The 25,561-nt window shown below is 68.3% G+C and carries 23 protein-coding genes, 1 pseudogene and 1 riboswitch; of the genes and pseudogenes, 14 read left to right on the top strand and 10 right to left on the bottom strand.

The genetic code is table 11. The features are described from left to right. Window positions 1-2: 2 nt before the first annotated feature. Window positions 3-1,151 (bottom strand): cobalt-precorrin-5B (C(1))-methyltransferase, encoded by a 1,149-nt coding sequence (locus M3G03_RS03555; protein ID WP_259808145.1) that lies wholly within the window; start codon window positions 1,149-1,151, stop codon window positions 3-5. Continuing rightward, the gene (locus tag M3G03_RS03550) at window positions 1,117-1,773 is read right to left on the bottom strand and encodes a precorrin-8X methylmutase (protein WP_259808143.1); all 657 of its coding nucleotides are present in this window, start codon (window positions 1,771-1,773) and stop codon (window positions 1,117-1,119) included. The genes M3G03_RS03555 and M3G03_RS03550 overlap by 35 nt, the downstream gene beginning before the upstream one ends. A gap of 233 nt (window positions 1,774-2,006) precedes the next feature. Between M3G03_RS03550 and M3G03_RS03545 the strand changes: the two genes are divergently transcribed. From M3G03_RS03545 to M3G03_RS03530, 4 genes are read left to right on the top strand one after another with little or no spacing between them, the layout of a single operon-like run. Then, entirely contained in the window at window positions 2,007-2,687 is a 681-nt protein-coding gene (locus M3G03_RS03545; protein WP_259808141.1) for an energy-coupling factor ABC transporter permease, read from the top strand. Continuing rightward, window positions 2,680-3,090, top strand: a complete 411-nt coding sequence (locus tag M3G03_RS03540; RefSeq protein WP_259808139.1) for an energy-coupling factor ABC transporter substrate-binding protein — start codon at window positions 2,680-2,682, stop codon at window positions 3,088-3,090. Before M3G03_RS03545 ends, M3G03_RS03540 begins: the two co-directional genes overlap by 8 nt. A 26-nt stretch (window positions 3,091-3,116) precedes the next feature. After that, window positions 3,117-3,881 carry a cobalt ECF transporter T component CbiQ gene (gene cbiQ / locus M3G03_RS03535; protein ID WP_259808137.1) on the top strand — a complete coding sequence of 255 codons (765 nt, stop codon included), beginning with the start codon at window positions 3,117-3,119 and terminating at the stop codon, window positions 3,879-3,881. Further along, complete coding sequence (locus M3G03_RS03530) at window positions 3,878-4,705, top strand: energy-coupling factor ABC transporter ATP-binding protein (RefSeq protein WP_259808135.1); 828 nt, start codon at window positions 3,878-3,880, stop codon at window positions 4,703-4,705. The genes cbiQ and M3G03_RS03530 overlap by 4 nt, the downstream gene beginning before the upstream one ends. Here M3G03_RS03530 and cbiT read toward each other — a convergent pair. Next, the gene (gene cbiT, locus M3G03_RS03525) at window positions 4,680-5,267 is read right to left on the bottom strand and encodes a precorrin-6Y C5,15-methyltransferase (decarboxylating) subunit CbiT (RefSeq protein ID WP_259808132.1); all 588 of its coding nucleotides are present in this window, start codon (window positions 5,265-5,267) and stop codon (window positions 4,680-4,682) included. The two genes, M3G03_RS03530 and cbiT, sit on opposite strands and share 26 nt — an antisense overlap. A gap of 45 nt (window positions 5,268-5,312) precedes the next feature. Beyond that, window positions 5,313-5,434: riboswitch (cobalamin riboswitch) on the top strand. Window positions 5,435-5,506: 72 nt separating this feature from the next. On the opposite strand from cbiT, the gene cobO reads away from it, so the two are divergent. From cobO to cobA, 3 genes are read left to right on the top strand one after another with little or no spacing between them, the layout of a single operon-like run. Then, the gene (cobO, locus tag M3G03_RS03520; protein ID WP_259808130.1) at window positions 5,507-6,115 is read left to right on the top strand and encodes a cob(I)yrinic acid a,c-diamide adenosyltransferase; all 609 of its coding nucleotides are present in this window, start codon (window positions 5,507-5,509) and stop codon (window positions 6,113-6,115) included. After that, window positions 6,109-8,553 (top strand): cobyrinate a,c-diamide synthase, encoded by a 2,445-nt coding sequence (locus M3G03_RS03515; RefSeq protein ID WP_396121867.1) that lies wholly within the window; start codon window positions 6,109-6,111, stop codon window positions 8,551-8,553. The genes cobO and M3G03_RS03515 overlap by 7 nt, the downstream gene beginning before the upstream one ends. Next, a complete protein-coding gene (cobA, locus tag M3G03_RS03510) occupies window positions 8,550-9,350 on the top strand; it encodes a uroporphyrinogen-III C-methyltransferase (RefSeq protein ID WP_259808127.1) in 801 nt (266 codons plus the stop codon). The genes M3G03_RS03515 and cobA overlap by 4 nt, the downstream gene beginning before the upstream one ends. A 32-nt stretch (window positions 9,351-9,382) precedes the next feature. Here the strand turns inward: cobA and M3G03_RS03505 are convergent, their stop codons facing one another. After that, window positions 9,383-10,120, bottom strand: coding sequence for a cobalt-precorrin-6A reductase (locus M3G03_RS03505; RefSeq protein WP_259808125.1), 738 nt, complete (start codon window positions 10,118-10,120; stop codon window positions 9,383-9,385). 50 nt (window positions 10,121-10,170) lie between these two features. On the opposite strand from M3G03_RS03505, the gene cobT reads away from it, so the two are divergent. Genes cobT through cobS form a run of 3 tightly spaced genes read left to right on the top strand, consistent with a single transcriptional unit; the run spans window position 10,171 to window position 12,719 of the window. Then, a complete protein-coding gene (gene cobT / locus M3G03_RS03500; RefSeq protein WP_259808123.1) occupies window positions 10,171-11,232 on the top strand; it encodes a nicotinate-nucleotide--dimethylbenzimidazole phosphoribosyltransferase in 1,062 nt (353 codons plus the stop codon). Window positions 11,233-11,259: 27 nt separating this feature from the next. Then, window positions 11,260-11,907, top strand: a complete 648-nt coding sequence (gene cobU, locus M3G03_RS03495) for a bifunctional adenosylcobinamide kinase/adenosylcobinamide-phosphate guanylyltransferase (protein WP_259808121.1) — start codon at window positions 11,260-11,262, stop codon at window positions 11,905-11,907. A 32-nt stretch (window positions 11,908-11,939) separates the two neighbouring features. After that, window positions 11,940-12,719 carry an adenosylcobinamide-GDP ribazoletransferase gene (gene cobS, locus M3G03_RS03490; RefSeq protein ID WP_259808120.1) on the top strand — a complete coding sequence of 260 codons (780 nt, stop codon included), beginning with the start codon at window positions 11,940-11,942 and terminating at the stop codon, window positions 12,717-12,719. Window positions 12,720-12,743: 24 nt separating this feature from the next. Here cobS and M3G03_RS03485 read toward each other — a convergent pair whose 3' ends face one another. Beyond that, window positions 12,744-13,727 carry a hydroxyacid dehydrogenase gene (locus M3G03_RS03485; protein WP_259808119.1) on the bottom strand — a complete coding sequence of 328 codons (984 nt, stop codon included), beginning with the start codon at window positions 13,725-13,727 and terminating at the stop codon, window positions 12,744-12,746. Between the two features lie 119 nt (window positions 13,728-13,846). Between M3G03_RS03485 and M3G03_RS03480 the strand changes: the two genes are divergently transcribed. Further along, window positions 13,847-16,210, top strand: a complete 2,364-nt coding sequence (locus tag M3G03_RS03480) for a TIM-barrel domain-containing protein (RefSeq protein ID WP_259808118.1) — start codon at window positions 13,847-13,849, stop codon at window positions 16,208-16,210. A 191-nt stretch (window positions 16,211-16,401) separates the two neighbouring features. Here the strand turns inward: M3G03_RS03480 and M3G03_RS03475 are convergent, their stop codons facing one another. The 3 genes from M3G03_RS03475 to M3G03_RS03465 are packed head-to-tail and all read right to left on the bottom strand — an operon-like array spanning window position 16,402 to window position 18,317. Continuing rightward, on the bottom strand, window positions 16,402-17,082 hold the full coding sequence (locus M3G03_RS03475) for an SDR family oxidoreductase (RefSeq protein WP_259808117.1): 681 nt from the start codon (window positions 17,080-17,082) through the stop codon (window positions 16,402-16,404). Between the two features lie 22 nt (window positions 17,083-17,104). Further along, a complete protein-coding gene (locus M3G03_RS03470) occupies window positions 17,105-17,503 on the bottom strand; it encodes a VOC family protein (RefSeq protein ID WP_259808116.1) in 399 nt (132 codons plus the stop codon). A gap of 19 nt (window positions 17,504-17,522) precedes the next feature. After that, complete coding sequence (locus tag M3G03_RS03465) at window positions 17,523-18,317, bottom strand: helix-turn-helix transcriptional regulator (RefSeq protein ID WP_259808115.1); 795 nt, start codon at window positions 18,315-18,317, stop codon at window positions 17,523-17,525. A gap of 93 nt (window positions 18,318-18,410) precedes the next feature. Between M3G03_RS03465 and M3G03_RS03460 the strand changes: the two genes are divergently transcribed. The 3 genes and pseudogenes from M3G03_RS03460 to M3G03_RS12900 all read left to right on the top strand — a co-directional run. Next, window positions 18,411-19,595: a zinc-dependent alcohol dehydrogenase gene (locus M3G03_RS03460; protein WP_259808113.1), complete on the top strand. Its 1,185-nt coding sequence runs from the start codon at window positions 18,411-18,413 to the stop codon at window positions 19,593-19,595. Then, the gene (locus M3G03_RS03455; RefSeq protein ID WP_259808112.1) at window positions 19,592-20,575 is read left to right on the top strand and encodes an SDR family oxidoreductase; all 984 of its coding nucleotides are present in this window, start codon (window positions 19,592-19,594) and stop codon (window positions 20,573-20,575) included. The genes M3G03_RS03460 and M3G03_RS03455 overlap by 4 nt, the downstream gene beginning before the upstream one ends. Before the next feature lie 44 nt (window positions 20,576-20,619). Next, window positions 20,620-21,237, top strand: a pseudogene (locus tag M3G03_RS12900) (metallophosphoesterase family protein); the annotation flags it as partial. Window positions 21,238-22,338: 1,101 nt separating this feature from the next. Here the strand turns inward: M3G03_RS12900 and M3G03_RS03445 are convergent. Next, a complete protein-coding gene (locus tag M3G03_RS03445; RefSeq protein WP_259808108.1) occupies window positions 22,339-24,837 on the bottom strand; it encodes an ATP-dependent Clp protease ATP-binding subunit in 2,499 nt (832 codons plus the stop codon). 219 nt (window positions 24,838-25,056) lie between these two features. Then, complete coding sequence (locus M3G03_RS03440) at window positions 25,057-25,386, bottom strand: Lsr2 family protein (RefSeq protein ID WP_259808106.1); 330 nt, start codon at window positions 25,384-25,386, stop codon at window positions 25,057-25,059. Window positions 25,387-25,561 lie beyond the last annotated feature (175 nt).

Below are 25,561 nucleotides of genomic sequence, written 5' to 3'. Positions count from 1 at the left end.
GCTCAGGCCCCCGGGCTGAGACCCACGACCGTCCCGGCGCGGTCGATGCACACCACATCGACCGTCACCGGAGCTCCCTTGAGCACGGCGATGGCCTCCTGACGGGCCCGTGCGGCCACCAGGTCTCCCAGTGGAATGCCCTGCTCCAGGCAGAGTTGGAGGGCGCCCATGGCAGTGGCGGAGGCGCGCACCTGGTCGCGCAAGGCCTCATCGGCACCGCCGGAGGCAGCGATGTCGGCCAGGTGGGTGGTGTCGATCCGGGTCCGGTGGGAATGCAGGTCCAAGTGACCATTGGCCAGCTTCGACAGCTTCGCGAAACCGCCCACCAGCGAGAGCCGCGCCACCGGGTGGCGGGAGACATACTTCAGTACGGCCCCGGCGAAGTCGCCCATGTCGAGCAGGGCCAGTTCGGGCAGCCCGAACAGGCTGGTGGCGACCCGCTCGGAGGTCGAGCCGGTGCATCCGGCCAGGTGCTGCAGCCCCGCGGCACGGGCCACGTCCACTCCGCGACGAATGCTGTCGATCCAGGCGGAACAGGAATAGGGCACCACCACGCCGGTGGTACCCAGGATCGAGATGCCATCCACGATCCCGATGCGCGGGTTCCAGGTATGTCGGGCCAGCTCGGCACCCTCCTCCACGCTGATCTCGACGACCACATCACAGGACGCCCCCCGCTGCGCACTCACCCGGGCCAGGTTCTCGGTGATCATCTGGCGCGGCATCGGGTTGATCGCGGGTTCCCCCACCGCCAGCGGCAGGCCTGGCAGGGTGACCCGCCCCACCCCAGGGCCGCCGCGGAAGACCACACCACTCCCCGGGAGCCCGTGTCGCACCTCCACTCGGATCACCGCGCCATGGGTGACGTCGGGATCATCGCCGGCGTCCTTGGTGACCGCCGCCATGGCGCGACCCGGCTCGAGCAGTTCGCGGGTGAGCGCGAAGGACGGAGTGCGTCCTTGAGGCAGCGTGACGGTCACCGGGTCCGGGAATTCACCGGTCAGCAGCGCCTGCCAGGCAGCAGTCGCCGCCGCAGTGGCGCAGGCACCGGTGGTCCAGCCCGTCCGCAGCCCGGACCGTTCCAGTTGACCTCGGCGCCCCCCAGCGGCGCCGGGCTCAGTTCCCCTGACGGGAGGTGTTGGTTCGCTCATCGGTGGATGCCATCGCATTGACCGCCGCGACCGTCATGGCGCTTCCCCCGCGGCGTCCCCGGACCACCAGGTGTTCCAGGCCCAGGGGGCTGTCGACAAGTGCCTGCTTCGACTCGGCAGCACCCACGAACCCAACGGGGATGCCGATCACCGCCGCTGGACGCACGCCCCTGTCGGCGACCACCTCCAGCAGACGGAACAGGGCTGTGGGCGCATTCCCGATGGCCACCACAGCACCCTCGAGGCGGGGCAACCACAGGTCCACGGCCGCCATCGTCTTGGTGATCCCCTTCGCAGCAGCGACCCGGGCCAGCTCGGGGTCCTTGATCAGACAGACGACGTCATTGTCAGCCGGCAGCCGGGAGGGGATGATGCCGGTGGCGACCATGGAGGAGTCGCACAACACCGGCGCGCCGCCACGCAGGGCTGCACTGGCAGCGTCCACCACTCCCTGGCTGAAGGCGACGTCCTCGGCGATAGTGGTGTCCCCGGCGGCATGGATCATACGAACCACCACCCGGGCGACATCGGCGGGGAAGCGGCTCAGGTCGGTCTCGGCGCGGATGATCCGGAAGGATTCCTCGTAGATGTCGGGGCCGGTGCGCAGGTAGCTCGTGGTCACGGTCCCACCGTATCCGGCGCAATTGGGCCACCCCGCCGAGGGTGGCGATGACCGGAATGGGATTCTTGGGAGCAGAACTCCACATCTGAGAGGGACACGCCAGGAACCCCGGGAACACCTGTCCGGGACGGTCGCGCCACTGTGGTCCGCAGGCTCCACCAGGAAGCTGCGGAAAGTCAGGAACTGGCCCCTCGCCCGCTGTCGGGACGCGCAATCCCGAGAAAGGACCATCCATGCACATCGCAGAGGGCTTTCTGCCCCCGGTGCAGGCCGGAATCTGGTTCGCCGTCTCCGCACCCTTCGTCATCCACGGCGCCCGCCAGGTCGTACGGCTGTCGCGTGAATCCACAGAGACCAAACTGTTGCTGGCGGCAGCCGGCGCCTTCACCTTCGTCCTGTCAGCCATCAAGCTGCCATCGGTGACCGGCAGTTCCTCCCACCCCACGGGGGCCGGTGCCGGCGCGATCTTGTTCAAGCCCCCGGTGATGGCCTTTCTGTGCACCCTGGTGCTGCTTTTCCAGGCCCTGCTCCTGGCCCATGGAGGATTGACCACTCTGGGCGCCAACGTCTTCTCAATGGGCGTTGCCGGGCCGTGGGCCGGGTACGGCTGCTACGTGCTGCTGAGGAAGGTCAAGGCACCGTGGTGGGCCGCCGTGGCTGTGTGCATGGCCATCGCCGACCTCGCCACCTACTGTGTCACCGCCCTGCAGCTGGCCATCGCCTACCCCGATCCACAAACGGGCCTGATGGGCGCCGCGGGCAAGTTCCTCAGTGTCTTTGCCTTCACCCAGATCCCACTGGCCATCGGTGAGGGAATCATCGGCGTCCTGCTGTTTGGATTCCTGCGCCGAGTCGCCGCCGCTGACCTGTTCCGCCTCGGCGTGTTGTCCGCGAAGGAGGCGACCCATGCCTGAGAACCTCAATCCCCCGGCCACCCATCGGTCGACTGTCAGCCCCCCTCCCCCGGCGGTCACAGTGCAGGACGCGCCCGCCGAGCGCGCGCCCTCCGCCCCCACCGGCCCGCGGATGAAGCCCTGGGTGAGCCTCCTGCTGGTCCTTGCCCTAGTCGCCGTGTTCGCGTTCAGCGTCATCCTGGCTCCCAGGACCAGTGACGAGGGCGAAGCCTTCGCCGGTACGGACTCGGTTGTCACCCAGATCCTTGAGGATCGTGGGGTGGAACCGTGGTTCGAGCCAGTGTTCACGCCCGGAAGCGGCGAGATCGAATCCGGTCTGTTCGCGCTGCAGGCGGCCCTCGGCGCCGGCGCCCTCGGCTTCGCCCTGGGGAACCTGCGCGGGCGCCGCGTCACGCAGCAGTAGCCCCGGTTGGCGAGAAACCTGCAGCAATGAGCCTGCATCATGTCGCGATTGACGACGCCGCGTGGGCCAGCCCCTGGCGGCGTCTTCGTGTGGAGGAGAAGACCCTGTTCAGCGTCGGGTTGATCCTCACGGCCCTGTTCAGCCCACCGTGGCCGGGGTGCATCCTGGTCGGAATCGTGGCGCTGTTCTGCATGCTCGGTCCTGCGCAGATCCGCCCCCGTCTCGTGCTTGGTGCGCTGACAGCACCGGTGGTCTTCGTCCTGATCGGGACGCTGCCGGTCGCACTGGAATGGCACGGATTCGACCGGGGCATGCCACTCCGGGTGACGCACCAGTCACTCGTGCGCTCCGGGACCCTGGCCGCCCACAGCCTCTCCGGCACCCTGGCCCTGGTACTGCTGGCCACCACCACTCCGATGGTGGACCTGCTCGGGTGGATGCGCGGCCTGCGCATCCCCGACCCCCTGCTGGAACTGGCCAACCTGACCTACCGACTGCTGTTCCTCCTGCTCGGCACCACGTTCGCGATTCGCGAGGCGCAGAAGGCACGCCTGGTGGACCAGGCCAGCTTCCGCCGACGCTGGCAGGTCACCGCCGCCACGATGGGCAGTGTCATGCTGACCTCCTGGGAGCGTGCGCGCCGACTGCAGGAGGGACTCGAAGCTCGTGGCTACGAGGAGACCCTGCCCACCCTCACCCCCCACCGTGCCCGCAGCACACGGTTCTTGGCCACGACGATCCTGGTCCTGGTGGCGATCTGGACTGCGAACCTCGGATGGAGACTGACATGACCCCCGCACTGCTGCAGGCCGAGGCTCTACAGGCTCATTTTCCGGGTGGCCCGCCGGTGCTCGCCGGCGCCTCGGTGAGCCTTCACCCCGGTGAGCGAGTGGCCCTGCTGGGCGCCAACGGCTCGGGCAAGACCACCCTGTTGCGCTGTCTGTCGGGAGCGATGGCAGCGCAGTCGGGGCAGGTACTGGTCGACGGCTCCCCGCTGCGCCACGACAAGGCCGCTCTACGCGCCCACCGCGCCCGCGTCCAGCTCGTGCTGCAGAACCCGGATGACCAGCTGTTCAGTGCCGATGTCACCCAGGACGTCTCCTTCGGCCCCTTGAATCTTGGGCTGGACGAGGCAACCGTCCGCCAACGGGTCGCCGATTCCCTGGCCCTGCTCGGCATCGAGCACCTGGCCGAGCGCCCCACCCACCAGCTCAGCTATGGCGAACGCAAGCGGGTGGTGATCGCCGGGGCCGTGGCGATGCGCCCGCAAGTGCTGCTGCTGGACGAGCCCACGGCCGGCCTGGACCCGGCGGGCGTCACCGAACTGCTGGACGCCCTCGCCCGCCTGCGGACCGCCATTCTGCTGGCCACCCACGAGGTTGACCTGGCCTTCGCCTGGGCCGACCGGGTGGCCGTCGTCGCCGACCACCAGGTGCGTGAGGGTGGCATCGAGCTGCTGGGCGAGGAGGACCTCCTGGCCCGGGCCAGGCTGCGTCCGCCCTGGCAGGTGCAGATGATGCGCTGCGCCGGCCTGACCCTTGAGGGCACGCTGCCTCGCACGGCCGCCCAGGTGGCTGCCCGCCTCGGGATCAGCGCTGCAGGAACCACTGGATGACGGTGCGCCCAGGCGTCCAGCCCTGCAGCGATCCCAACGGCTCGCCCAATTCGACCTGCATCCGGCTGAGCTGACCGCCCCACCGGGAATGGGCCTGGGCGCAGACCAACTCGGCCTCCACAGTGACCCCATGGGCGACGATTCGCCCTCCGGGACGAATCCGCGCCACGGCCCTGTCCAGCACCGCTGAACTCAGCCCTCCCCCCACGAAGACAGCATCGGGGGCAGGGAGGCTGTCGAGCGCCTCCGCTGCCGGGCCCTCGCGGACCTCCAGGCTGCCTGCGGGGGTGAGTCGGGCCGCATTGGCGCGAGCTCGCCCGGCCCGGGTCGGGTTGCGCTCCAGACCGATGGCTCGGGCCCCGTCAGCGCCGCGACACCACTCGATGGCGATGGAGCCTGCTCCGGTGCCCACATCCCAGAGCAACTGCCCCGGCAGCGGACGCAGGTGCCCCACGGCGGTGGCGCGGATATGCCGCTTCGTGATGAGGCCGTCGTGTTCGAAGAGGTCATCGGGCAGCCCCGGGGCGCGTCCGAACACGGTGCAGTCGGGGTCATGGATCACCCTGCGATCCTAGCCAGAATTGGTGGGCTCCCCTCCGGCCCCGGGAATGCCCTGTGGAAGGATGGACTCGTTGGGCGAGATGGAATACCGGTGCGAATCCGGAACGGTCCCGCCACTGTGAGCGACCAGGTCGCGAGTCAGGACTTTCGAGCCCAACCTGCCATGCCACCAGGCCTGGCCCACCCGATGCAGGCGCGGACCTGCGAGGAGGCACGAATGCTGACCCCCCACGCCCGGCCATGAGCCGCGGAACGACCCCCGTCGTCCCCCAGGACGGCCTGAGCACCCGCGAACGACGGCTTCGCCCGGTGCTGATCGTGCACACCGGCGAGGGGAAGGGAAAAACCACCGCTGCCTGTGGGATGGCGATGCGCGCCTGGGCCCAGGGCTGGTCGGTGGGTGTCTACCAGTTCGTCAAGTCAGCCGCGTGGCACAGCGGAGAGCAGGACGCCTTCAAGGTGCTCGCTGACAGCGGACGCGGCGAGGTGACCTGGGAGCGCATGGGCACCGGCTGGAGCTGGACCCGCGCCAACCGGGGGCCAGAGAACAAGGCAGATGCCGAGCAGGCGGCCGTGGAGGGATGGGCCCACATCAGGCAGGGCCTGGCCGAGGAACGCCACCGCTTCTGGCTGCTCGACGAATTCACCTATCCGATGGCGTGGGGATGGATCGACCCGGCAGAAGTCGTCGAGGTGCTGCGGCAGCGGCCCGGCACCCAGCACGTGGTCATCACCGGACGCCGCTGCCCGCAGGTGGTGTTGGATCTGGCCGACCTGGTCACCGAGATGACCAAGATCACTCACCCCTTCGATCGCGGCCAGCGGGGGCAGGCGGGCATCGAATGGTGACCGCCCCCCTCCCCCCGCGGGTGGTCATCGCAGCCCCGGCCTCAGGGCAGGGAAAGACCACCGTCGCCACTGGGCTGATGGCCGCCCTCACCGCCGCCGGGCACCGCGTCGCGCCCTTCAAGGTGGGGCCTGACTACATCGACCCCGGTTACCACAGCCTCGCATCCGGGCGTCCGGGCCGGAACCTGGACCCGATTCTCTGCCCTGAGGACCTTGTCCTCCCCCTGTTCCTCCACGGCAGTCGCGACTGCGATGTGGCCGTGGTCGAGGGCGTGATGGGGCTCTTCGACGGACGCCTGGGCAGCCGCGGCGAGGGATCGACCGCCCACATCGCGCGACTCCTGGACGCCCCCGTGGTGCTGGTGGTTGACGTACGTCACAGCTCGCGCAGCGTGGGCGCCGTAGTTGCCGGCATGGCTGGCTTCGATCCCCGGATCCGGATTGCTGGCGTGGTCCTGAACCAGGTGGGCAGCGAACGCCATGCGTCCGAGGTCTGTGAGGCGGTCAGCGAGGTGCACGGACCCGGTGGTGAGCCCGTGCGGGTGCTGGGACTCCTTCCGCGCAACCTGGAGATCGAAGCCCCCTCACGCCACCTCGGGCTGGTGCCTGCCGCCGAGAGGACGGATGCCGGTATCCGCACCATGGGGAAGGTCATCTCCCACCACCTGGATCTGGCAGCCATCCTGGAGGTGGCGCAGTCGGCTCCGGCCCGTCAGGGCGAGGTGTGGGATCCCTGCCTCGCGGTGAAGCCGCCGCCGAGCGCCACCGGACGGCCCCCCGCCGGCCGTCCACGGGTTGCGATCGCCGGAGGGCGAGCCTTCACCTTCCGCTACCCGGAAACCGACGAGCTACTGCTCGCCGGTGGATGCGAGCCGGTCGTCGTGGATCCCCTCCAGGACACCCGTCTGCCAGACGACATCTCGGGGCTGTGGTTGGGAGGCGGCTTCCCCGAGGTTCACGCCACTGACCTGGCCAACAATGAGAGCCTGCGCGAGGACATCGCCCGTCGAGTGGGGGAGGGCCTGCCCACCGTGGCCGAATGTGCAGGGCTGCTCTACTTGTGCGAGCGGGTCGAGGGTGAGCCGATGGTGGGGGCGATTCCCACCACTGCCGCCATGGGGCCGAAACTGACCATGGGCTACCGCCGAGCCACCGCACCTCGCGACTCGTTGCTCGGCCGCGCCGGTGAGACCGTCACCGGCCACGAATTCCATCGCACCACCCTGGCTGACCGGACCGGTCTCCTGCCCGCCTGGGAGCTTGACGGACGAGCAGAGGGGGTCGCGACGCCGAGCCTGCACGCGTCTTATCTGCATGTGCACTGGGCCGGGCACCCGCAGCTGGCCCAGCGCTTCATCAACGCAGTTCACCAGCATGCCCACCAACGCCTGGCCGCCGACCCTGATCTGTGGCATCACGGCGATCAGGACGCTGCGGCGGGGCTGGTCGACTTCGCGGTCAACGTCCGAGCCTCTCGGCCACCGCAGTGGTTGCTGGAACAGATCCTCGCTGACCTGGACTGGGGCAGCTACCCCGACCCCCGCGCCGCCCGCGCCGCGATCGCACGCCATCACGGGGTGGGTGAGGAGATGGTCCTGCCCACCGCCGGTGCTGCCGAGGCGTTCACGCTGGTGGCGCGAGCGCTTCCGCCTGCCGGAGGGTCGACCCGAGGACGCCCTTGGCGATCCCTGGTGGTACACCCTCAGTTCACCGAGCCCGAAGCGGCACTGCTGGCTGCCGGCCACCGACCGGTTCGCCACCTGCTGTCTGCCGCGGACGGCTTTCAACTGCAGGGCGCGCTCGTGCCCCACGCGGACCTGATCGTGGTGGGCAATCCCACCAACCCGACCGGCGTGCTGCACCCTCTCGATCAGCTGCTGGCTCTGGACGCCGGGGTGTTGGTGGTCGATGAAGCCTTCCTCGACATCCTCGTCGGGGCGCCGGAGTCGATCATCGCCCCGGATATGTCGGGGCGGTTGGCGCTGCGGTCGCTGACCAAGACGTGGTCGCTGGCGGGCCTGCGCGCCGGCTATGTCGTCGGGGACCCCGCCCTCATCGAACTGCTGGCCCGCCAGCAACCCCCATGGTCGGTCTCCAGCCCGGCGCTGGCCGCCACCGTCGCCTGCCTGAGTGCGGAGGCCAACCAGCAGGCGGATCGCCTCGCCCGAGAGGCGGCCCACCAGCGCCGCGACCTCGTGGCACGCCTGCATCGTAGTGGGCTTCCCACGGTCCCCGGACGCGCGCCATTCGTGCTCGTCGACACCCGCTCGATCAGCACGGCGTCCCTGCGTGAACCGCTTGCCGAGCGCGGCTTCGCCGTGCGCCGAGGGGAGACCTTTCCCGGTCTCGGCCCGACCTGGCTACGCCTGGCCGCGCGGTCGCCTGAAGTGAATCAACGCCTGGTCGAGACCATCGCCGGGCTGAAGGAGGATGCATGACCCGCTCAGCTCGCCAACCGCTGCGTCCCGGTGAGGTGGTCCTGGTTGGCGGCGGCCCCGGGGATCCAGACCTGATCACCGTCGCCGGTCTGCACGCCCTCGAAGAGGCTGACGTCATCGTCCATGATCGACTCGGTCCGGTGTCGGTGCTCCACGACCTGGAATCGAAGCCGGAGTTGGTCAACGTGGGCAAGGTCCCCCGCGGCCCCTTCACCCCGCAGGAGCGCATCAACGAGATCCTCATCGAACAGGCGCGGGCCGGGCGCAGGGTGGTTCGGCTCAAGGGGGGCGACGCCTTCGTCTTCGGCCGGGGCGGGGAGGAGTGGCTGGCCTGTGCTGCCGCCGGAGTGCCTGTCCGAGTCATCCCCGGGGTCACCTCGGCGGTCTCGGTGCCCGCGCTCGCCGGGGTGCCGGTGACGCATCGTTCGATGGTGCAGGGGTTCACCGTGGTCTCGGGGCATGTGCCCCCCGATGACCCCCGCAGCAGCGTCGACTGGGCGGCCCTCGCCAGGGCCAACACGACTCTTGTCCTGCTCATGGCGATCAAGTACCTCCCCCAGATCACCGAACGGCTGCTGGAATCAGGCCTGCCCGCGCAAACCCCCACTGCGGTGATCAGCGACGGCTCGCTGCCGGGCCAGGAGGCCTTCTTCGCCCCCCTGGGGAGAGTCGCGGCGACGGTGGCGGCCCAGGATGTCGTCCCACCGGCGATCGTCGTGATCGGGGAGGTCACCGCTCTCCACCTTCACTCCGCCCAGGCATCGGACGGAGCCGCTCCGCAGGATGGCGGACAGTGACCCCACCCAGGACCGGCGCTGGCTGGCCCCCGTCAGCCGGCCGGTGCCTGGAGGGCCTGCAGAACCTCCGACACCGTGGAGACTGTGAGGAGCCCCGAGGGCGTCGGCGGCCGACGCACGATCACGACGTCCACCCCGCCCTCGGCAGCCGCCTGCAGCTTCGCATCGGTGTGGGCGCCCCCGGCATCCTTGGTCACCAGCACGCGGATCCCGTAGTGCTGCATCAGGGCCCGCTCCCCGGTCAGGTCAAAGGGACCGCGCGCACACAGGAGGGTCCAGGCAGCCGGCAGGTCCAGGGCGGGAGCCTCGGCCACCCGGGCCACCACGCGACGTCCACCCAGGTCATCCACATAGTCGCCGGTGTGCAGCCGTCCGACGGTGAGCAGTACCGGCCCCGGCAGCGCGGCGCAGAGGCTGGCCGCCTGCGCGTGGTCATCCACCCAGTGCCAGCGGCCCGCGTCCACATGCTGCCCCCAACTGGGACGCTCCAGCCGCAGCAGGGGCACCCCCTCGGCCGCGCAGGCACTGACTGCATGTCGAGTCATCTGTTCGGCGAAGGGGTGGGTCGCGTCCACGACCTGGCTGATCGCCTGCGTGCGCAGGTAGCTGCGCAATCCCTCCACCCCGCCGAAGCCTCCGGTGCGCACCGGCCCCTCAGACAGGGGGGCCCGCGTGCGTCCCGCCAGGGAGAGCACCGCCGGGCAGCCCAGCTCGGACAGCGCAGCAGCGAGCTGACGGCCCTCAGCGGTACCACCCAGAATCAGGATCACCCCACCCATCCAACACCACCCTCCGGTAGGACCCCCCGAAAGGACCCCCGATGACTGCTCTCCTCGCCAACACCCTCGCCGCCATCCCTCCGCTCGACGCCAGCCTGATCGCTGAGGCCACGGAACGGCAGAACCAGCTGACGAAGATCCCCGGCAGCCTGGGGCTCCTGGAGGAGGTCAGCATCCAGCTCGCGGGGATCAGCGGGCAGTGTCCGCCACCGATTCCACAGCAGGCGGTCATCGGTGTCTTCGGTGGTGATCATGGAATCTGCGCCCAGGGTGTCACGCCGTGGCCGCAGGAGGTGACCGTCCAGATGCTGGCGAACATGGCCCACGGCGGGGCGGCCATCAACGCCCTGGCGCGTCAGGTCGGGGCCAGGGTCATGATCACCGACGTGGGAGTCGCCACCGACTACGAACCCCACGAGGCCGTGCGGACGCGCACTGTCCGGCGCGGCACGGCAGATTTCAGCGTCGGTGCGGCCATGTCGCGCGAGGAGGCGGTCGCTGCCCTGGAGGTCGGGATCGAGGCCGGTCTTGAGGCCATCGACGCGGGCGCGGATTGCCTGCTCACCGGGGACATGGGCATCGGCAACACCACCCCCTCGGCCGCGCTGATCTCGGTGTTCAGTGGACAACCCGTGGTCTCGGTGACCGGCCCCGGAGCCGGCGCTGACAACGCGATGCTGGCCCACAAGACCCAGGTGCTGGAGCAGGCCCTGGCGATGCACTCCCCTGACCCGAGTGATCCGGTGGGCGTGCTCGCGGCCGTGGGTGGGCTGGAACAGGCGGCGATCGCAGGGTTCATCCTGGCCGCCGCGAGTCGCCGCGTGCCGGTGATCCTGGATGGGGTGATCGCCTGTTCCGCCGCCTGCGTGGCGGTGGCACTGGCACCGGAGGCCAAGGGCTACCTGATCTCTGGCCATGCCGGACTGGAACCCGGGATCACGGCCGCCCTGGCACACCTGGACCTGCGACCGCTTGTTGATCTTGGTCTGCGGTTGGGTGAGGGGACGGGAGCCGCCCTGGCGCTGCCGCTGGTACAGTGCTCCGCGCGGGTGCTGGCCGAGATGGCCACCTTCGCCGACGCCGGCATCGCCGCCGGGCAGTGAGGATGAGGCAGACGGGGAGGTCGAGTCGTGCGTGAGTACCGCGTCCGAGTGGAGGAGCAGGATGCACGGGCACAGCAGCTGCTGGGCGAACTGGCTGACCGCGGGCAGGTGCAGTCGATGGACCATCGGCCGGGCCCGGGCGTGTGCCTGGTGCTGGGCGGGGCGCGGTCGGGCAAGTCGCACTGGGCAGAGCTGCAGCTCGCCGACCGGGAGCGCGTGGAGTACGTCGCCACCTCTGACTACGGGCAGGACGCCGAGTGGTTGGAGCGCGTTCGGGTCCACCGCGAGCGGCGCCCCGGCAACTGGACGACCATCGAGACGCTGGACCTGGCCTCCGTGCTCAGCAGCGGGGACGAAGCTTCGGTGCTGGTGGACTGCCTGTCGGTCTGGCTCTCACGCGTGCTCGACGAGGCGGACGCCTGGCAGAAGTGCGAGCGGAACGATGACTCCTGGCGTCCCGAGATCGAGCAGCGGGTGGCGGAGCTGCTGGCTGCGGTCGCCACGACCGAACGCGAAGTGCTGGTGGTGAGCAACGAAGTGGGCTCGGGTGTGGTGCCGGCGACGGCGTCTGGGCGGTTGTACCGCGACGAACTGGGACGCCTGAATGCCCGCGTCGCGTCCGCCTCCCGCGAGGTGTGGTGGTGCGTCGCCGGGTTGGCCCAGAGAGTGGGTTGAGAGGGGAATCGCTGAGATGGGAGTCGGCTGAGATGGCGCGGTGGAGGTCTGGCTTCGGGACGGCGCTGGGGATGTTCACCGTCATTCCCGTGCCGGCAGTGTCCGAGATTGACCCGGGCCTGGCGCGGCGCACGATGGGCGCGTTCCCGCTGGTGGGTGCTGTGGTCGGGGCGCTGGCTGCGGGCGCATACTGTGTGGGTTCCGCGCGTTCAGAGCTGTTGGGGGCCGTGCTGGCGGTGGCCGTGCTTGCGCTGCTGACTGGCGGCCTGCACCTGGATGGCCTGGCCGACACCGCCGACGGCCTGGGGTCGCGCAAGCCGGCAGCGCAGGCGCTGGCGATCATGAAGCGTTCCGACGTTGGACCGATGGGCGTGGTCACCCTGGTGATGGTGCTGCTGGTCGATGTCGCAGCGTTGGCTGCGCTTCCCCGGTCGTGGGCGATGTGCGCGATCGCGCTCGGCGCGGTGACGGGACGAGTGATCATCGTGGGCGCCTGCAGCGAGCGGAACTCCTCCGCCCGTCCGGGAGGCTTCGGCTCCCTGTTTGCCGGAGTGGTCCCGGTCTGGGTGGTCTGGCTGGAATGGATCCTGGTGGCGGCGCTGTGGGGGAGCGCGGGCTGGTGGCTGCTGGGCAGCAACGCAGCAGGCTACGTCCTGGTGGCGGGCGCCCTGAGTGGGGCGGTGGGGTGGGCCTGGCGGGGCCATCTGGCCAGGCGTCTGGGCGGGATGACCGGTGACACCTTCGGCTCGATCATCGAGGTGACGCAGCTGGCCACGTTCCTGCTCATGACAGCTGCGTTCTCGTTCGTCTGAGGCATCCGCGACGCCCGGCGGGTCTCAGCTGAGCTGGTGCGCCCGCGCCGGGTCGACCTGGAACTGCAACGGCTGACCGTTGAGGAAACGCTCGACCTCGTCAACGACGGCCTCCCCCATCTCGTGCCGCGCATCGACGGTGGCGCCGGCGACATGCGGGGTCAGCATGACATTGGGCAGGCCGAACAGGACGTAGTCGCTCGGCAGCGGCTCCTCCTCGAAGACGTCCAGGGCCGCCCGCAGACGACCCTGCACGAGTCGCTCCTCCAGAGCGTCCATGCAGATGACCGCCGACCGCGCCGTGTTGACGAACAGACCACCCTCAGGCATCAGGTCAAGCTGGCCGGGGCCGATCATCCGGCGCGTCTCCTCGGTGACCGGGGCGTGGACCGCCACCACCGGGTTGCTCATCGCGTCCGAGAGGGAGACGAGCTCAACCCCCAGCTCGCGGGCGGCGTCCGGGGGGAAGTAGGGGTCGAAGGCGACCACCTCACGCACGCCCAGGCCCTTGAGCATGCGCGCATGCCACTGACCGGTGCGGCTCAGTCCGATCAGGCCATGGCGCTGGGTGTGGATCGCGGTCGAGAGCGCCGGCTGACGACTGGTGGCCCAGTCGCGGGTGGACTGCATCCCGCGGTCATAGGTGTGGAGTTCGCGCAGCATCACGAGGGTTGAGGCGAGCGCGTGTTCGGCGACTGCTCGAGCCATCGGGTCGCTGCCGGCCTGGCTCACTGCGATCTGCCCGGATGCGATGAGGTCGGGATCGATGATTCCGCGCATGGTGCCAGCACTGTGCGCGATCAGTCGCAGGGTGGTGCCGCTGACAGCCGGGACGCAGGGAGTTCCCCAGCCGGTCACGAGCACGTCCCAGGTGTCAGCGAAGTCGTCGGGGAGCTGTCGGCCCTCGAGCTGGTCGACCTCGCCCAGGGACTCCAGACGGGTTCGTAGGTCGGGGGCCAGGATCTCGTCGGAGACTTCGGGAGGGGTGGTCAGCAGGATCTTCGCCATGGGGGCAGGCTATCGACGACCCGCCACTGACGGAAGCGGCGCCCCACCTGTGGCGTCGCGATCCGGGGCATAGGGTTGATGACTGGCCCGCCCATCGCGTCCCCCTGGAGGTTTTTTCCATGCCTGACGAATCGCGTCACGAGTGTGACCAGATCATTGCCGGTGACCACTGGCGGGTGAGCGTGCTGGGGCCCCAGCTGATGCGCTTCGAATGGGACCCGGACGGAGGACTGGTGGACGAGCCGACCCAAGTGGTCGCGCAGCGTCCCATGGAGCCGGTGTCGGTGGCGGTCGCTCGGCGAGGGGACGCGGTGCAGGTCATCACCGAGACCTTCCAGTTCGACTGGGACGGCAAGGAGCCGAGCGCGAGCGGTCTGTCGGTGCGGGCGCGCAACAGCTACCACTCGGTGTGGCGCTATGGCATGCCCATGGAGAACAAATTCGACGAGCTGAGCGGACATCGCACCAACCTCGGCGGCACCACGCGCACCCTGGACACGATCGATGGGTCCTGCCCGGTCGATGACGGGTTGTGCAGCCGGCTGGGGATCTCCGTGCTGGACGATTCACGATCCTTCGTGATGGGCAGCGATGGCGTGATGCACCCCCCGAGCCCGCGCCGTCTGGACGTCTACGTGTTCACCCACGGCAATGACCATGGGGCCACGATCCAGGACTTCTACCGGTTGACCACTCCCCCACCGCTGATCCCCCGCTATGCCTTCGGGAACTGGTGGAGCCGCTTCCACAAGTACACCCAGGAGGGCTACCTGGAGCTGGTGGATCGCTTCGCCGCCGAGGACCTGCCCTTCAGCGTGGCCGTCATCGACATGGACTGGCACATCACCGAGGTCGATCGGCGGTTCGGGAACGGGTGGACCGGCTACACGTGGAATCGGACGCTGTTCCCGGACCCGGAGGCCTTCCTGCGCGGGCTGCACGAGCGCGGGCTGGCGGTGACGCTGAATGTGCACCCGGCTGATGGCATCCGGGCCTTCGAGGATTCCTACGCGCGGGTCTGCGAGATCATGGGCCGCGACCCCGAGCTGGAACTGCCGGTCGACTTCGACCTGAACGACCCCCAGTTCATCAAGGCCTATTTCGAGGGAGTGCACCACCCACTGGAGGACCAGGGCGTCGACTTCTGGTGGATCGACTGGCAGCAGGGCACCACCAGCAGCACCGGGCTGGACCCGCTGTGGCTGCTCAACCACCTCCACGTGCAGGACATGGAGCGGCGTGGCAAGCGGCCGCTGATCCTGTCGCGTTACTGCGGCCCGGGCTCGCACCGGTACCCGGTCGGGTTCAGCGGGGACACGATCGCGACCTGGGCGAGCCTGGATTTCCAGCCGTGGTTCACGGCCGCGGCGGCCAACATCGGCTACGGCATCTGGAGCCACGACATCGGAGGGCACGCCTTCGGTGAGCGCAATGACGAACTGGCGCTGCGTTGGCTGCAGTTTGGCGTCCTGTCACCGATCAATCGCCTGCACTCCACCGACGACCCGTTCCTGGGGAAGGAACCGTGGAAGTTCTCCCCCGAGGTGGCCGAGATCATGGGGCGCTTCCTGCGCTGGCGGCATGAGCTGGTGCCCTACCTGTACACCGAATGGGCGACCGGGCTGCCGATCGTGCGTCCGATGTACCACACGCATGGTGAAAACCCCCACTCCTACGACATCGACAACGAGTACTGGCTGGGGCGTGGGCTGCTCGTGGCTCCGGTGACGACGCCAGTGGACGCCGATACGCGGATGGGTGCGGTGAAGGTCTGGCTGCCGGAGGGGCAGTGGGTCGACCTGCTCACTGGCGTCAGGTACGACGGCGACCGGACGCTGACAATGCACCGTCCGCTGGATTCTGTGCCCGTGCTGGCGCAGGAAGGGACGATCATCCCGCACGCTGGAGCAGGGACCCGGGCTTCGGAGCTGCCGGAGGTCGTCGAGCTGTGGGTGGTGCTCGGAGCCGATGGCGAGTACGAACTGCTCGAGGACGATGGCGCCCTGGAGCCAGCTGTCGCTCGGACGCGGATGCAGTGGGACGACGCTGCTGGTCGCCTGGTCGTCTCTGCTGCCGCGGGTGAGCCGTCAGTACTCCCTGAGAGGCGAACCTGGCGGGCACGCTTCCTGGGCGGGCTTGTCGAGAGCTCGGTGGGTTCGCGTGATGCCGCGACCGGTGCGCTCGTGGTCGAGCTCGGTACTGCCGCTGTCGACGAGGAGCTGGTCTGGACCGCGCCCGAACCGCTGCGTCCCGGGTCGAACGAGGTCCAGCGACGCACCGGGGAGTGGCTGGAGCGGGCGCAGACCGCGGCGGCGCACAAGTCGCACATCCAGCGGATCGTGGCGTCCGAGACTGACCCGCTGCGGACGGTCACGGCGCTGCGGGAGCAGGTGGTACGGGGCGCGGTGAAGGGCGAACGGACGAACTTGCCGGACTCGCTGATGTCGGCTGCTGCGGAACTGGTCATAGCGCACCCGGAGTAGGTCTGACCCTGGCGCTCCCACGTAAACCAACCCATCTTTGTCAGCCCTCCCTGTCATTGCAGGTAGGGCTGACAAAGATGGGTTGGTTTGCGTGTGGCAGAGATCCAGGAATCCGTCTGGTGTGCAATCGATCGCGTGCACACCTGACGACCACGTGCCCAGAGGCCTCCTGTGGGCCTCGACAGGCAGAGTCAGCCCCGAGGACGGATCGAGACCTCCTCGACCACCGCATCCTCGGTCGCGTCGACGACGAACCTCACCGCCTTCGCGACCGACTCCGGACGCAGGTAGAGCGAACCGTCGTAGTCATCGCCCAGGTTCTGGATCCGCTGCTGCATCTCGGTGTCCACCCGACCGGGATGCACCGAGCTCACCCGGACGCCGTGCTCGCGCTCCTCCTCGCGCAGCGCATCGGTCCAGGCCCGCAGTGCGAACTTGGACGCCGCATAGGCCCCTCCCCCGGCTCGCGAGGTGAAGCCGGATCCCGAGTTGATGGCGACCACCAGCCCCTTCGCCGCGCGCAGTGCCGGAGTGAGCTGACGATTCAGATCGGCCAGCGCGATCACGTTGAGCTCCAGCACCCGCCCCCAGTCCTCGCGGCTGAGGTCGGCCTGCTCCCCGCCCATCTCGACGCCAGCGGAGTGCACCACCACGTCCAGCCGATCAATCCCCTCACAGGCGGACGCCACTGCGTCCGCGTCGGTCAGGTCCGCCACGAACGGGGCGCCCGACGGGAGCTGGGTGACGATCTCATCGACCGCCGCGGCATCGCGTCCCCCGACCAGGACGTGGTGGTCGGGAGCCAGGATGTCGACGACGGCGCGGCCGATCCCGCGGGTGGCTCCGGTGACGAGGGCAATGGGGCGAGTCATGCCGCCCAGCTTAGGAGCAGGCTCAGACTCCCGGGTAGGAGTCGATGTTCCAGTAGTTCCCGTCGAAGTCCTTGACGCCGGCCATCCGACCACCGTGCGGAGGGTTCATCGGCTCCTGGGCAAGCGTCGCGCCGGCCTCGAGAGCACGCTCGACAAGGGCGTCCACCGCCTCATCGGACTCGACGACGATGTTCGCGACCCCGACACCCGGCCGGAACACGTCGTCCTTGACGTCCCCGCGGATCGAGCCGAACATGAGGCCGCCGTTGTCGCGCCACTGGAACTGGGCATGCACCACGATCGATGGGTCAGTCTCATCACGCACGACCAGACGCTCCTCGAATCCGACCGCACTGAGGAACTCGATGGCCTTGGCGGCGTCGGTGTAACGGAGGCAGTGGTACAGCTGTGGTGTGGTCATGGCACCACTGTGCCCCGCCTCATACCGGGGGGTCTTGAACGATTGGGAAGTCTTCGGCCACACCGGTGGGGGTCAACCCGGCGAGCTCTCTGAATTCGCGATTCATGTGGGGTTGGTCGCTGTAGCCAGCATGCCGAGCCACCTCCGCCAGCGGACGCCCGGACTTGACCATCTGCGAGGCCTGTTCGAACCGCGCCAACCGCGCTACCTGCTTCGGGCTGACGCCGAACTCGCTCGCGAACCTGCTCGACAGCTGGCGCCGCGACCATCCAACTCGCCGTGCCACATCATCGACACGTTCCCCGCCTGCCCCGTTCGTGAGCAGGCGCCAGGCCTCCGTGAGCGATGGATCGAGCGCGAATCGGGAGTTCCCGGTGACGCCCAGCAGATGGCAGTCGAGCAGCCGGAATCGCTCGGGCCATGGTGCCATCACCATGCGATCCTGGAGGTCTCCACCCAGCCTCACCCCGAGTTCCGAGTGGTGAACAAGCTGATGCGCCAGCTCGGATGCTGGCACCCCCAGGAGAACCCGTGCCCCCAGCGGCGTCAGCGACAACTGGATGCCGTGCTGGCGTCCAAGGGTCCGAATCTGCGCAGGCCGCAGGTGCAAGCCACCGACCAGCATCCAGAACCGGTCGCGCTCGCGCTCATCCCAGCCACAGTCGAGCGGCTCATCGAACGAGATGATCATGGTCAGCGCGGTCGAGGGAAGGCCGTGGTGCACCAGGCCCGGGGGCGTCCTGAAGTCGTAGCCCACACAGGACGCCACCAGCCCGCGAAGCGCGGCAGGCGTCCGATACGCGAAGGCGGGCATGCCCCCACGGTAACCGTCACCCACGTCACCCCGCAGGGTGTGAACATTCTCCGACGGCAGCGCCCACGGCAATGGTCTGCCTACCCTTGGTCCATGAAGGCACTCACATGGCAGGGCATCGAAGACGTCAAGATCACCGAGGTCCCGGACCCTCGCATCCAGGAACCCACGGATGCGATCATCAAGGTCACCTCCACCGCCATCTGCGGTTCCGACCTCCACCTGTACAGCGTTCTCGCGCCCTACCTCACACCTGGCGACATCCTGGGGCACGAGTTCATGGGCATCGTCGAGCAGGTGGGTTCCGAGGTCTCCAACCTCCAGCCCGGCGATCGCGTGGTCGTCCCGTTCACCATCTCCTGTGGGCACTGCTGGATGTGCGAGCGACAGCTCTACTCCCAGTGCGAAACCACGCAGAATGTGGAGCAGGGCAAGGGCGCCTCCCTGTTCGGGTACACCAGCCTCTACGGCGCCGTACCCGGCGGGCAGGCCGAGTACGTCCGGGTCCCGCACGCGGACTTCGGGCCGGTCAAGCTCCCGCAAGAGGGTAGCGACGAGCGCTTCCTCTACCTCTCCGACATTCTCCCCACCGCCTGGCAGGGGCTGGTCTACGCCGACGTCCCCCAGGGCGGCACCCTGGCTGTCATCGGCCTGGGCCCGGTCGGGCAGCTCGCCGTCCGAGCCGCCAAGCACCAGGGCGTCCAGAACATCATCGGCCTGGACCTGGTCCCCGAACGATTGGACGCCGCCAGGCGGCACGGGGCGCAGGTTCTCAACGTCGCTGAAGTGGGCGATGTGGAGGCCGCCGTCAAGGACCTCACCGACGGACGCGGAGCTGACTCCGTACTGGAGGCCGTGGGGATGGAAGCCCATGGCAACCCGGTTTCGAAGAAGATGATCAGCGCCACCGTCCACCTGCCCAAGCCCATCGCTCGCACCGCCATGGAGAAGGCCGGCATCGACCGCCTGTCCGCGCTGCACCTGGCCGTGGACCTCGCCCGCCGAGGCGGGACCGTGTCCATCAGCGGCGTCTACGGCGGCATGGCAGACCCGATGCCCATGATGACCATGTTCGACAAGGGCCTGACCCTGAGGATGGGCCAGTGCCACGTGAAGCGCTGGACCCCCGAGCTGTTCAGCATCCTCAACGAGGGAGCCGACGTGCTCGACGTGGAGTCCCTCGCGACCCACCGCGTCCCGCTCAGCGAAGCGCCCGACGCCTACAAGATGTTCCAGACCAAGTCCGACGGTTGCATGAAGGTGGTTCTGAAACCGTGACCACCAACCCTGCCCGGGAGGCGCACGGCGGAGTGGCAGCGGTCTTCGGCGCCTCCCGTGGCCTGGGGCTGCAGTGTGCCCGTGAACTCCTCGAACACGGCTACCGGGTGGTGATCACCTCCCGCGATCAGCAGACCCTCGAGGAGGCGGCCGAGCAGTTGCGCGTCGAGACCTCCGGTGAGGTCATCAGCATGGTCTGCGATGTCCGCAACCGCGAACAGGTCGGTGAGGTGCTGCAGCGCATCGAATCCGAGGTTGGGCCGATCGAGGTGTGCCTGACAGTGGCCGGCATCATCCAGGTTGCCCCCGCAGAAGCCATCACTCTCGAACACTTCGACGACGCCATCGCCACCATGCTGATGGGGCCGATCAACGTGGCCTGGCAGGTGCTGCCCGCCATGAAGGAACGCGGCCGGGGCCGCATCGGGACGGTCACCTCGGTGGGGGGTATGGTCTCCCCGCCGCACCTGCTTCCCTACGCCACGGCGAAGTTCGGTGCCGTCGGGTTCTCTGATGGCTTGGCTGCCTCGCTGGCCGGCACCGGTGTCACCGCCACCACGATCGTGCCCGGCCTGATGCGAACCGGCTCGCACCTGCGCGCGGAGTTCTCCGGTGACGTGGAGAAGGAGTACGCCTGGTTCGCCCCCTCGGCGTCCCTGCCCGGGCTCTCGATGGACGCCGACCGCGCGGCCGCGAAAATGGTTCGCGGCCTGCTCGAGGGGCGTCCCCTGGTGTCGCTCACCCCGCTCACCTGGGCTGCCACGCGCTTCCGTGGGCTGGCGCCGGCGACCACCACCCGCCTGATGGGGGTCGCGAACCGACTGCTGCCCGATGGCACGTCCCCCGAGACCGTCGAGGGACGCGAGGCGCGTCGGCGGATGGGCGAGTCCGGCGCGGCGCGCAAAGTCGTGGACGCTCTCAGTGCCCTGGGCAACCGAGCGGCGCGTCGCAACAACGAGACGGATTCGCGCGACGTCTGACGACTCCTGTCGATTCACGTCAAGGTCACCTGACCTTCGGCCTCATGTCCGACACCCAGTGGAAGGCCAACCTGGACGGCCAGAACCCCGGCAGCACCGCCGCCGGCATCCAGAAGTTGGTGAACAAGGAGTTCATCGCCAAGGACGTCAGGTTCGTGATCCAGGTCGGGGACAACGTGGATGTCGAGAACGACACCTACAACAACCAGCCCACCGTTCGCACCCTGCCGTTCAAGGCTGAGGCTGCGGCGCCGCTCTACGACGCGGGGATCGGGTTCTTCACCCTCCGCGGCAACCATGAGGCCTCGGCGACGGCCGCCCGCGAACTGCCTGTCCTGTTCCCGCAGGCGACCGGAATGGGTGGGGTGCTGGCTGGCGCCACCAACTTCTCCTTCCCCTCTGAGTTGCTCAAGGGCCTGTCCTACTCCTTCGACAACAAGAACCTCCGCGTCATCATGCTGGACCAGTTCACCCGTCCCGACGGCTCCGGCAGCACCAACACCAACATCGTCGACCAGCTGGACTGGATCGAGGACCGTGTCATCAACCGTCCCGCCGGCATGCACTGCCTGGTCTTCGCCCACAAGAACCTGATCGGCCAGAACCACGTCGACACCCTCTTCGGGTCGAACCCCGGCCAGAACCTCGAGGCCTACAACCGCTTCATCTCGATCATGGACCGCGGCAATGTCCCGCTGGTGATCGGCGGCCACGACCACGTCCACCACCGTTCCCTGATCACCTCCCCTGACGGCAAGAGCGAGGTGGAGCAGCTCATCGCCGGCTCGGACAGCTACAAGTTCTACGTGCCCAGGCGTCCCGCGAATGCGGACACCTACGCTGCCGGCCCGGACGAGACCGTGATCTCCCAGGAGCTGTGGACGGTGACCCACTACATCGTGACCGTCGATGGTCCCCGCCTGTGGATCGATTTCTACTCGATGAGCACCGGTCAGGACTACGCCAATGTCAGCCTCAAGACCACTCCCCCGGAGACCGGCTGGTTCTGGCGTGAGCAGTGGGGCTACTCACTGAACGGTGCGGACTTCCTCATCGGCCAGGGCGAGAGCTACACCTCCGTGCGGGATTCGTTCCGCGGCACCACCGCTGCGATTCTGGCCGGCACGAACAAGTCCACCAAGGCGGACTACGCCGCGCGTCCGATGAGCAAGCGTGTTGTGACCGGTTGGGAGGCCGCCGGCCAGGGGGACGACTCGGCTCGCCTGTACCTGTTCGGCATGGCCGACAACCTGCAGCTGAACGACCCGGCCCTGGAGGGACTGTGGCCCAACGCTGACGAGACCGACGAGTCTGACGTGTTCGTGCTCCAGATGTCGGGGACGCCCCGCGGTTTCCGCGCCAACGGCGATTACGGCCTGGCCACGCGCACTGACGACGGCCGCTGGGTCACGCCGTCGACGGGAACTTCGGCGGCAGGGCCACGTTTGTCAAGGGCGCCTGGCGTCCGGGTTACGAGCTGGGCACCTACGGTGTGGACCCGGTCACCAAGAACGCATGGGCTGTCATCAACCACGGCGGCGTCTTCGCTGTGCGCCGCGGCATCTGATTCCACTGCGCACCCCCCGGCGCTACTACGCGCCGCGGTTCCGCACTCGGACCGTCGACGTCGGCGGTCCGAGTGTCTGTTTACGGCGCGTAGTAGCGAGAAGGGGCGCGGGGCGGCGGGGTCGATCCAGAACACCGAACGGCGCCGGAGATCACTCCGGCGCCGTTCGCGCGTTCAGACCAGACGACTCAGCAGGTCACTGGGCCTGCTCCAGCTCGGCCACGTCGTCGGGCACCTCGGACTTCGGGGTGCCGGTGAAGGTGAACGGGTTCTCCGCACCCTCTTCGGCCACATCGACCACGACGACCTGGCCCGGCTTGATCTCGCCGAAGAGGATCTTCTCGGCCAACATGTCCTCCACATCGCGCTGGAGTGCGCGACGCAGCGGACGAGCACCCAGCACCGGGTCGAAGCCGCGCTTGGCGACCAGCGACTTGGCAGCCGGAGTCAGCTCGACACCCATGTCCTTGTCCTTCATGCGGGCCTCGATCTGGGCCACCATCAGGTCGACGATGTTCTCGATGTCGGCCTGGGTCAGCTGGTGGAAGACCACGATCTCGTCGACACGGTTGAGGAACTCGGGACGGAAGTGCTGCTTGAGCTCATCTGCCACCTTCGCCTTCATCCGCTCGTAGCTCGAGGTCTCGTCACCCTGACGGCTGAAGCCCAGGTTGACCGACTTGGAGATGTCACGCGACCCAAGGTTGGTGGTCATGACGATCACCGTGTTCTTGAAGTCGACCACGCGGCCCTGGGCGTCGGTCAGACGACCCTCGTCCAGGATCTGCAGCAGCGAGTTGAAGATGTCCGGGTGCGCCTTCTCGATCTCGTCGAACAAGATCACGCTGAAGGGCTTGCGGCGCACCTTCTCGGTGAGCTGGCCGCCCTCCTCGTAGCCGACGTAGCCGGGAGGCGAGCCGAACATCCGCGAGGCGGTGTGCTTCTCGGAGTACTCGGACATGTCCAGGGTGATCAGGGCGTCCTCATCACCGAAGAGGAACTCGGTGAGCGCCTTGGTGAGCTCGGTCTTGCCGACGCCCGAGGGTCCGGCGAAGATGAACGAGCCCGAGGGGCGCTTGGGGTCCTTCAACCCGGCGCGGGTACGGCGGATCGAGCGCGAGAGCGCCTTGACCGCATCGTGCTGGCCGATATAGCGCTTGCCCAGCCCCTCCTCCATGCGGAGCAGCCGAGCGGACTCCTCCTCGGTCAGCTTGAAGACCGGGATGCCGGTGGCACCGGAGAGGACCTCGGCGATCTCCTCCTCGCCGACGACAGCGTCGCTGGCAGTATCGCCCGCACGCCATTCGGCCTCCTTGCCCTCACGCTCGGCGAGCAGCTTCTGCTCGTCATCACGCAGGCTGGCGGCACGCTCGAAGTCCTGGGCGTCGATCGCAGCTTCCTTCTCCAGGCGGACGGCCGCGATCTTCTCGTCGAACTCGCGCAGGTCCGGCGGGGCGGTCATGCGCTTGATACGCAGCCGAGCACCCGCCTCGTCCACCAGGTCGATGGCCTTGTCGGGCAGGAAGCGGTCCTGGATGTAGCGGTCGGCCAGGTTGGCCGCGGCCGACAGTGCCTCGTCAGTGACGGTGATGCGGTGGTGCGCCTCGTAGCGGTCTCGCAAGCCCTTGAGGATGTCGATGGTGAGGGCCACCGACGGCTCGGCCACCTGGATGGGCTGGAAACGGCGCTCCAGGGCGGCGTCCTTCTCGATGTTCTTGCGATACTCATCGAGCGTGGTCGCACCGATGGTCTGCAGCTCACCGCGGGCCAGCATCGGCTTCAGGATACTGGCGGCATCGATGGCGCCCTCAGCGGCACCCGCACCCACCAGAGTGTGGATCTCGTCGATGAACAGCATGATGTCCCCACGCTGCTTGATCTCCTTGAGCACCTTCTTCAGGCGCTCCTCGAAGTCACCGCGGTAGCGAGAGCCGGCGACCAGCGCACCCAGGTCGAGGGTGTAGATCTGCTTGTCGCGCAGGGTCTCGGGTACCTCGCCCTTGACGATCGCCTGGGCCAGGCCCTCCACGCAGGCCGACTTGCCGACGCCGGGCTCACCGATCAGCACCGGGTTGTTCTTGGTGCGTCGGGAGAGCACGACCATGACGCGCTCAATCTCCTTCTCGCGCCCGATGACCGGGTCGAGCTTGTTCTCGCGCGCGAGCTGGGTGAGGTTGCGCCCGAACTGGTCGAGCACGGTGCCCGACTGTGGGGTCGCGCTGCCCTCGGGGGCACCGGAGGTCGCGGCCTCCTTGCCCTGGTAGCCGCTCAGCAGCTGCAACACCGTGTTGCGCACGCGGTTCAGGTCGGCGCCCAGCTTGATCAGCACCGAAGCCGCCACGCCCTCGCCCTCACGGACCAGACCCAGCAGGATGTGCTCAGTACCGATGTAGGAATGGTTCATCTGGAGCGCTTCGCGCAGCGACAGCTCCAGAACCTTCTTGGCGCGCGGGGTGAACGGCACGTGTCCGGTGGGCGGGGTCTGGCCGTGGCCGATGACCTCTTCCACCTCCTCGCGCACGGCTTCCAGCGAGATGCCCATCTGCTCCAGGGCCTTGGCGGCGACGCCTTCGCCCTCGTGGATGAGACCAAGCAGGAGGTGCTCGGTGCCGATGTAGTTGTGGTTCAGCAATTTCGCTTCGTCCTGCGCGAGCACGACAACGCGTCGGGCCCGGTCAGTGAACCGCTCAAACATGTGTCTCCTCCACCCTCTCCAGGAATCTCCACGGAGAGTGTTGTCAAGTCTAGTAACGAGCAGAAGCACCCGTCTGCTTCCCCCGTTCGCCCGGGGCAGAACTGGGTGTGCGTTGCCGCGACGACGCCACACAGGAAGCCCTCGAGCTCCAGGGGAAGAGCTCGAGGGCTTCGGTGGGCGCCTGATCCCGGCGCCAAGGTGAGGAGTCTACTGCGAGGGTCAGTGGGCAGCCGCGTAGGCCGCCCGAATCTCCTCGGGGACGCGGCCGCGACCAGAGACCTCGTAGCCCTGCTCACGGGCCCAGGTACGGATGTCGGCGGCCTGCGAACGTGAACGGCCGGTGCCACGCGACGCGGCGGCGCGGCGACGGCCGTTGCCGCCCTTGCGCGCATGCCCGATCCACAACTGCAGCGCGTCACGCAGCTTGGCGGCATTCTCCTCGTTCAGGTCAATCTCATAGGCAACGCCGTCGAGGGCGAATTGGACGGTCTCAGCGGCCTCGCCGCCGTCGATGTCGTCTTCAAGAATGACAACACTGCGCTGAACCATTCGGGGCTCCTTCACAGCCACTGGGGTTGGTGCTCAGCAATATATACCAATAACACGAGCATTTACCACGCGGCGCGAGAAGTGTGAGCACCCCGGTGAGATCTGGCAGGCTGGGGGCGTGAATGAACCTGAGCAGTGGTGGATTGGCGCGCTGGCCCAGGACGGATCTGCCCAT

Source organism: Aestuariimicrobium sp. p3-SID1156 (assembly GCF_025144225.1).
GTDB lineage: Bacteria > Actinomycetota > Actinomycetes > Propionibacteriales > Propionibacteriaceae > Aestuariimicrobium.
This window is presented reverse-complemented; position numbering and strand designations above follow the sequence as displayed.

Excerpts from the sequence above, each read along its gene's own strand:
- M3G03_RS03470 (WP_259808116.1), bottom strand. The coding sequence starts at position 17,503 with ATGACCACACCACAGCTGTACCACTGCCTCCGTTACACCGACGCCGCC.
- cobA (WP_259808127.1), top strand. The coding sequence starts at position 8,550 with ATGACCCGCTCAGCTCGCCAACCGCTGCGTCCCGGTGAGGTGGTCCTG.
- M3G03_RS03530 (WP_259808135.1), top strand. The coding sequence starts at position 3,878 with ATGACCCCCGCACTGCTGCAGGCCGAGGCTCTACAGGCTCATTTTCCG.
- M3G03_RS03540 (WP_259808139.1), top strand. The coding sequence starts at position 2,680 with ATGCCTGAGAACCTCAATCCCCCGGCCACCCATCGGTCGACTGTCAGC.
- cbiQ (WP_259808137.1), top strand. The coding sequence starts at position 3,117 with ATGAGCCTGCATCATGTCGCGATTGACGACGCCGCGTGGGCCAGCCCC.
- M3G03_RS03545 (WP_259808141.1), top strand. The coding sequence starts at position 2,007 with ATGCACATCGCAGAGGGCTTTCTGCCCCCGGTGCAGGCCGGAATCTGG.
- M3G03_RS03440 (WP_259808106.1), bottom strand. The coding sequence starts at position 25,386 with ATGGTTCAGCGCAGTGTTGTCATTCTTGAAGACGACATCGACGGCGGC.
- M3G03_RS03485 (WP_259808119.1), bottom strand. The coding sequence starts at position 13,727 with ATGGCGAAGATCCTGCTGACCACCCCTCCCGAAGTCTCCGACGAGATC.
- M3G03_RS03480 (WP_259808118.1), top strand. The coding sequence starts at position 13,847 with ATGCCTGACGAATCGCGTCACGAGTGTGACCAGATCATTGCCGGTGAC.
- cobT (WP_259808123.1), top strand. The coding sequence starts at position 10,171 with ATGACTGCTCTCCTCGCCAACACCCTCGCCGCCATCCCTCCGCTCGAC.
- cobO (WP_259808130.1), top strand. The coding sequence starts at position 5,507 with ATGAGCCGCGGAACGACCCCCGTCGTCCCCCAGGACGGCCTGAGCACC.
- M3G03_RS03445 (WP_259808108.1), bottom strand. The coding sequence starts at position 24,837 with ATGTTTGAGCGGTTCACTGACCGGGCCCGACGCGTTGTCGTGCTCGCG.
- M3G03_RS03475 (WP_259808117.1), bottom strand. The coding sequence starts at position 17,082 with ATGACTCGCCCCATTGCCCTCGTCACCGGAGCCACCCGCGGGATCGGC.
- M3G03_RS03515 (WP_396121867.1), top strand. The coding sequence starts at position 6,109 with ATGGTGACCGCCCCCCTCCCCCCGCGGGTGGTCATCGCAGCCCCGGCC.
- M3G03_RS03465 (WP_259808115.1), bottom strand. The coding sequence starts at position 18,317 with ATGCCCGCCTTCGCGTATCGGACGCCTGCCGCGCTTCGCGGGCTGGTG.
- M3G03_RS03460 (WP_259808113.1), top strand. The coding sequence starts at position 18,411 with ATGAAGGCACTCACATGGCAGGGCATCGAAGACGTCAAGATCACCGAG.
- cobS (WP_259808120.1), top strand. The coding sequence starts at position 11,940 with ATGGCGCGGTGGAGGTCTGGCTTCGGGACGGCGCTGGGGATGTTCACC.
- M3G03_RS03555 (WP_259808145.1), bottom strand. The coding sequence starts at position 1,151 with ATGAGCGAACCAACACCTCCCGTCAGGGGAACTGAGCCCGGCGCCGCT.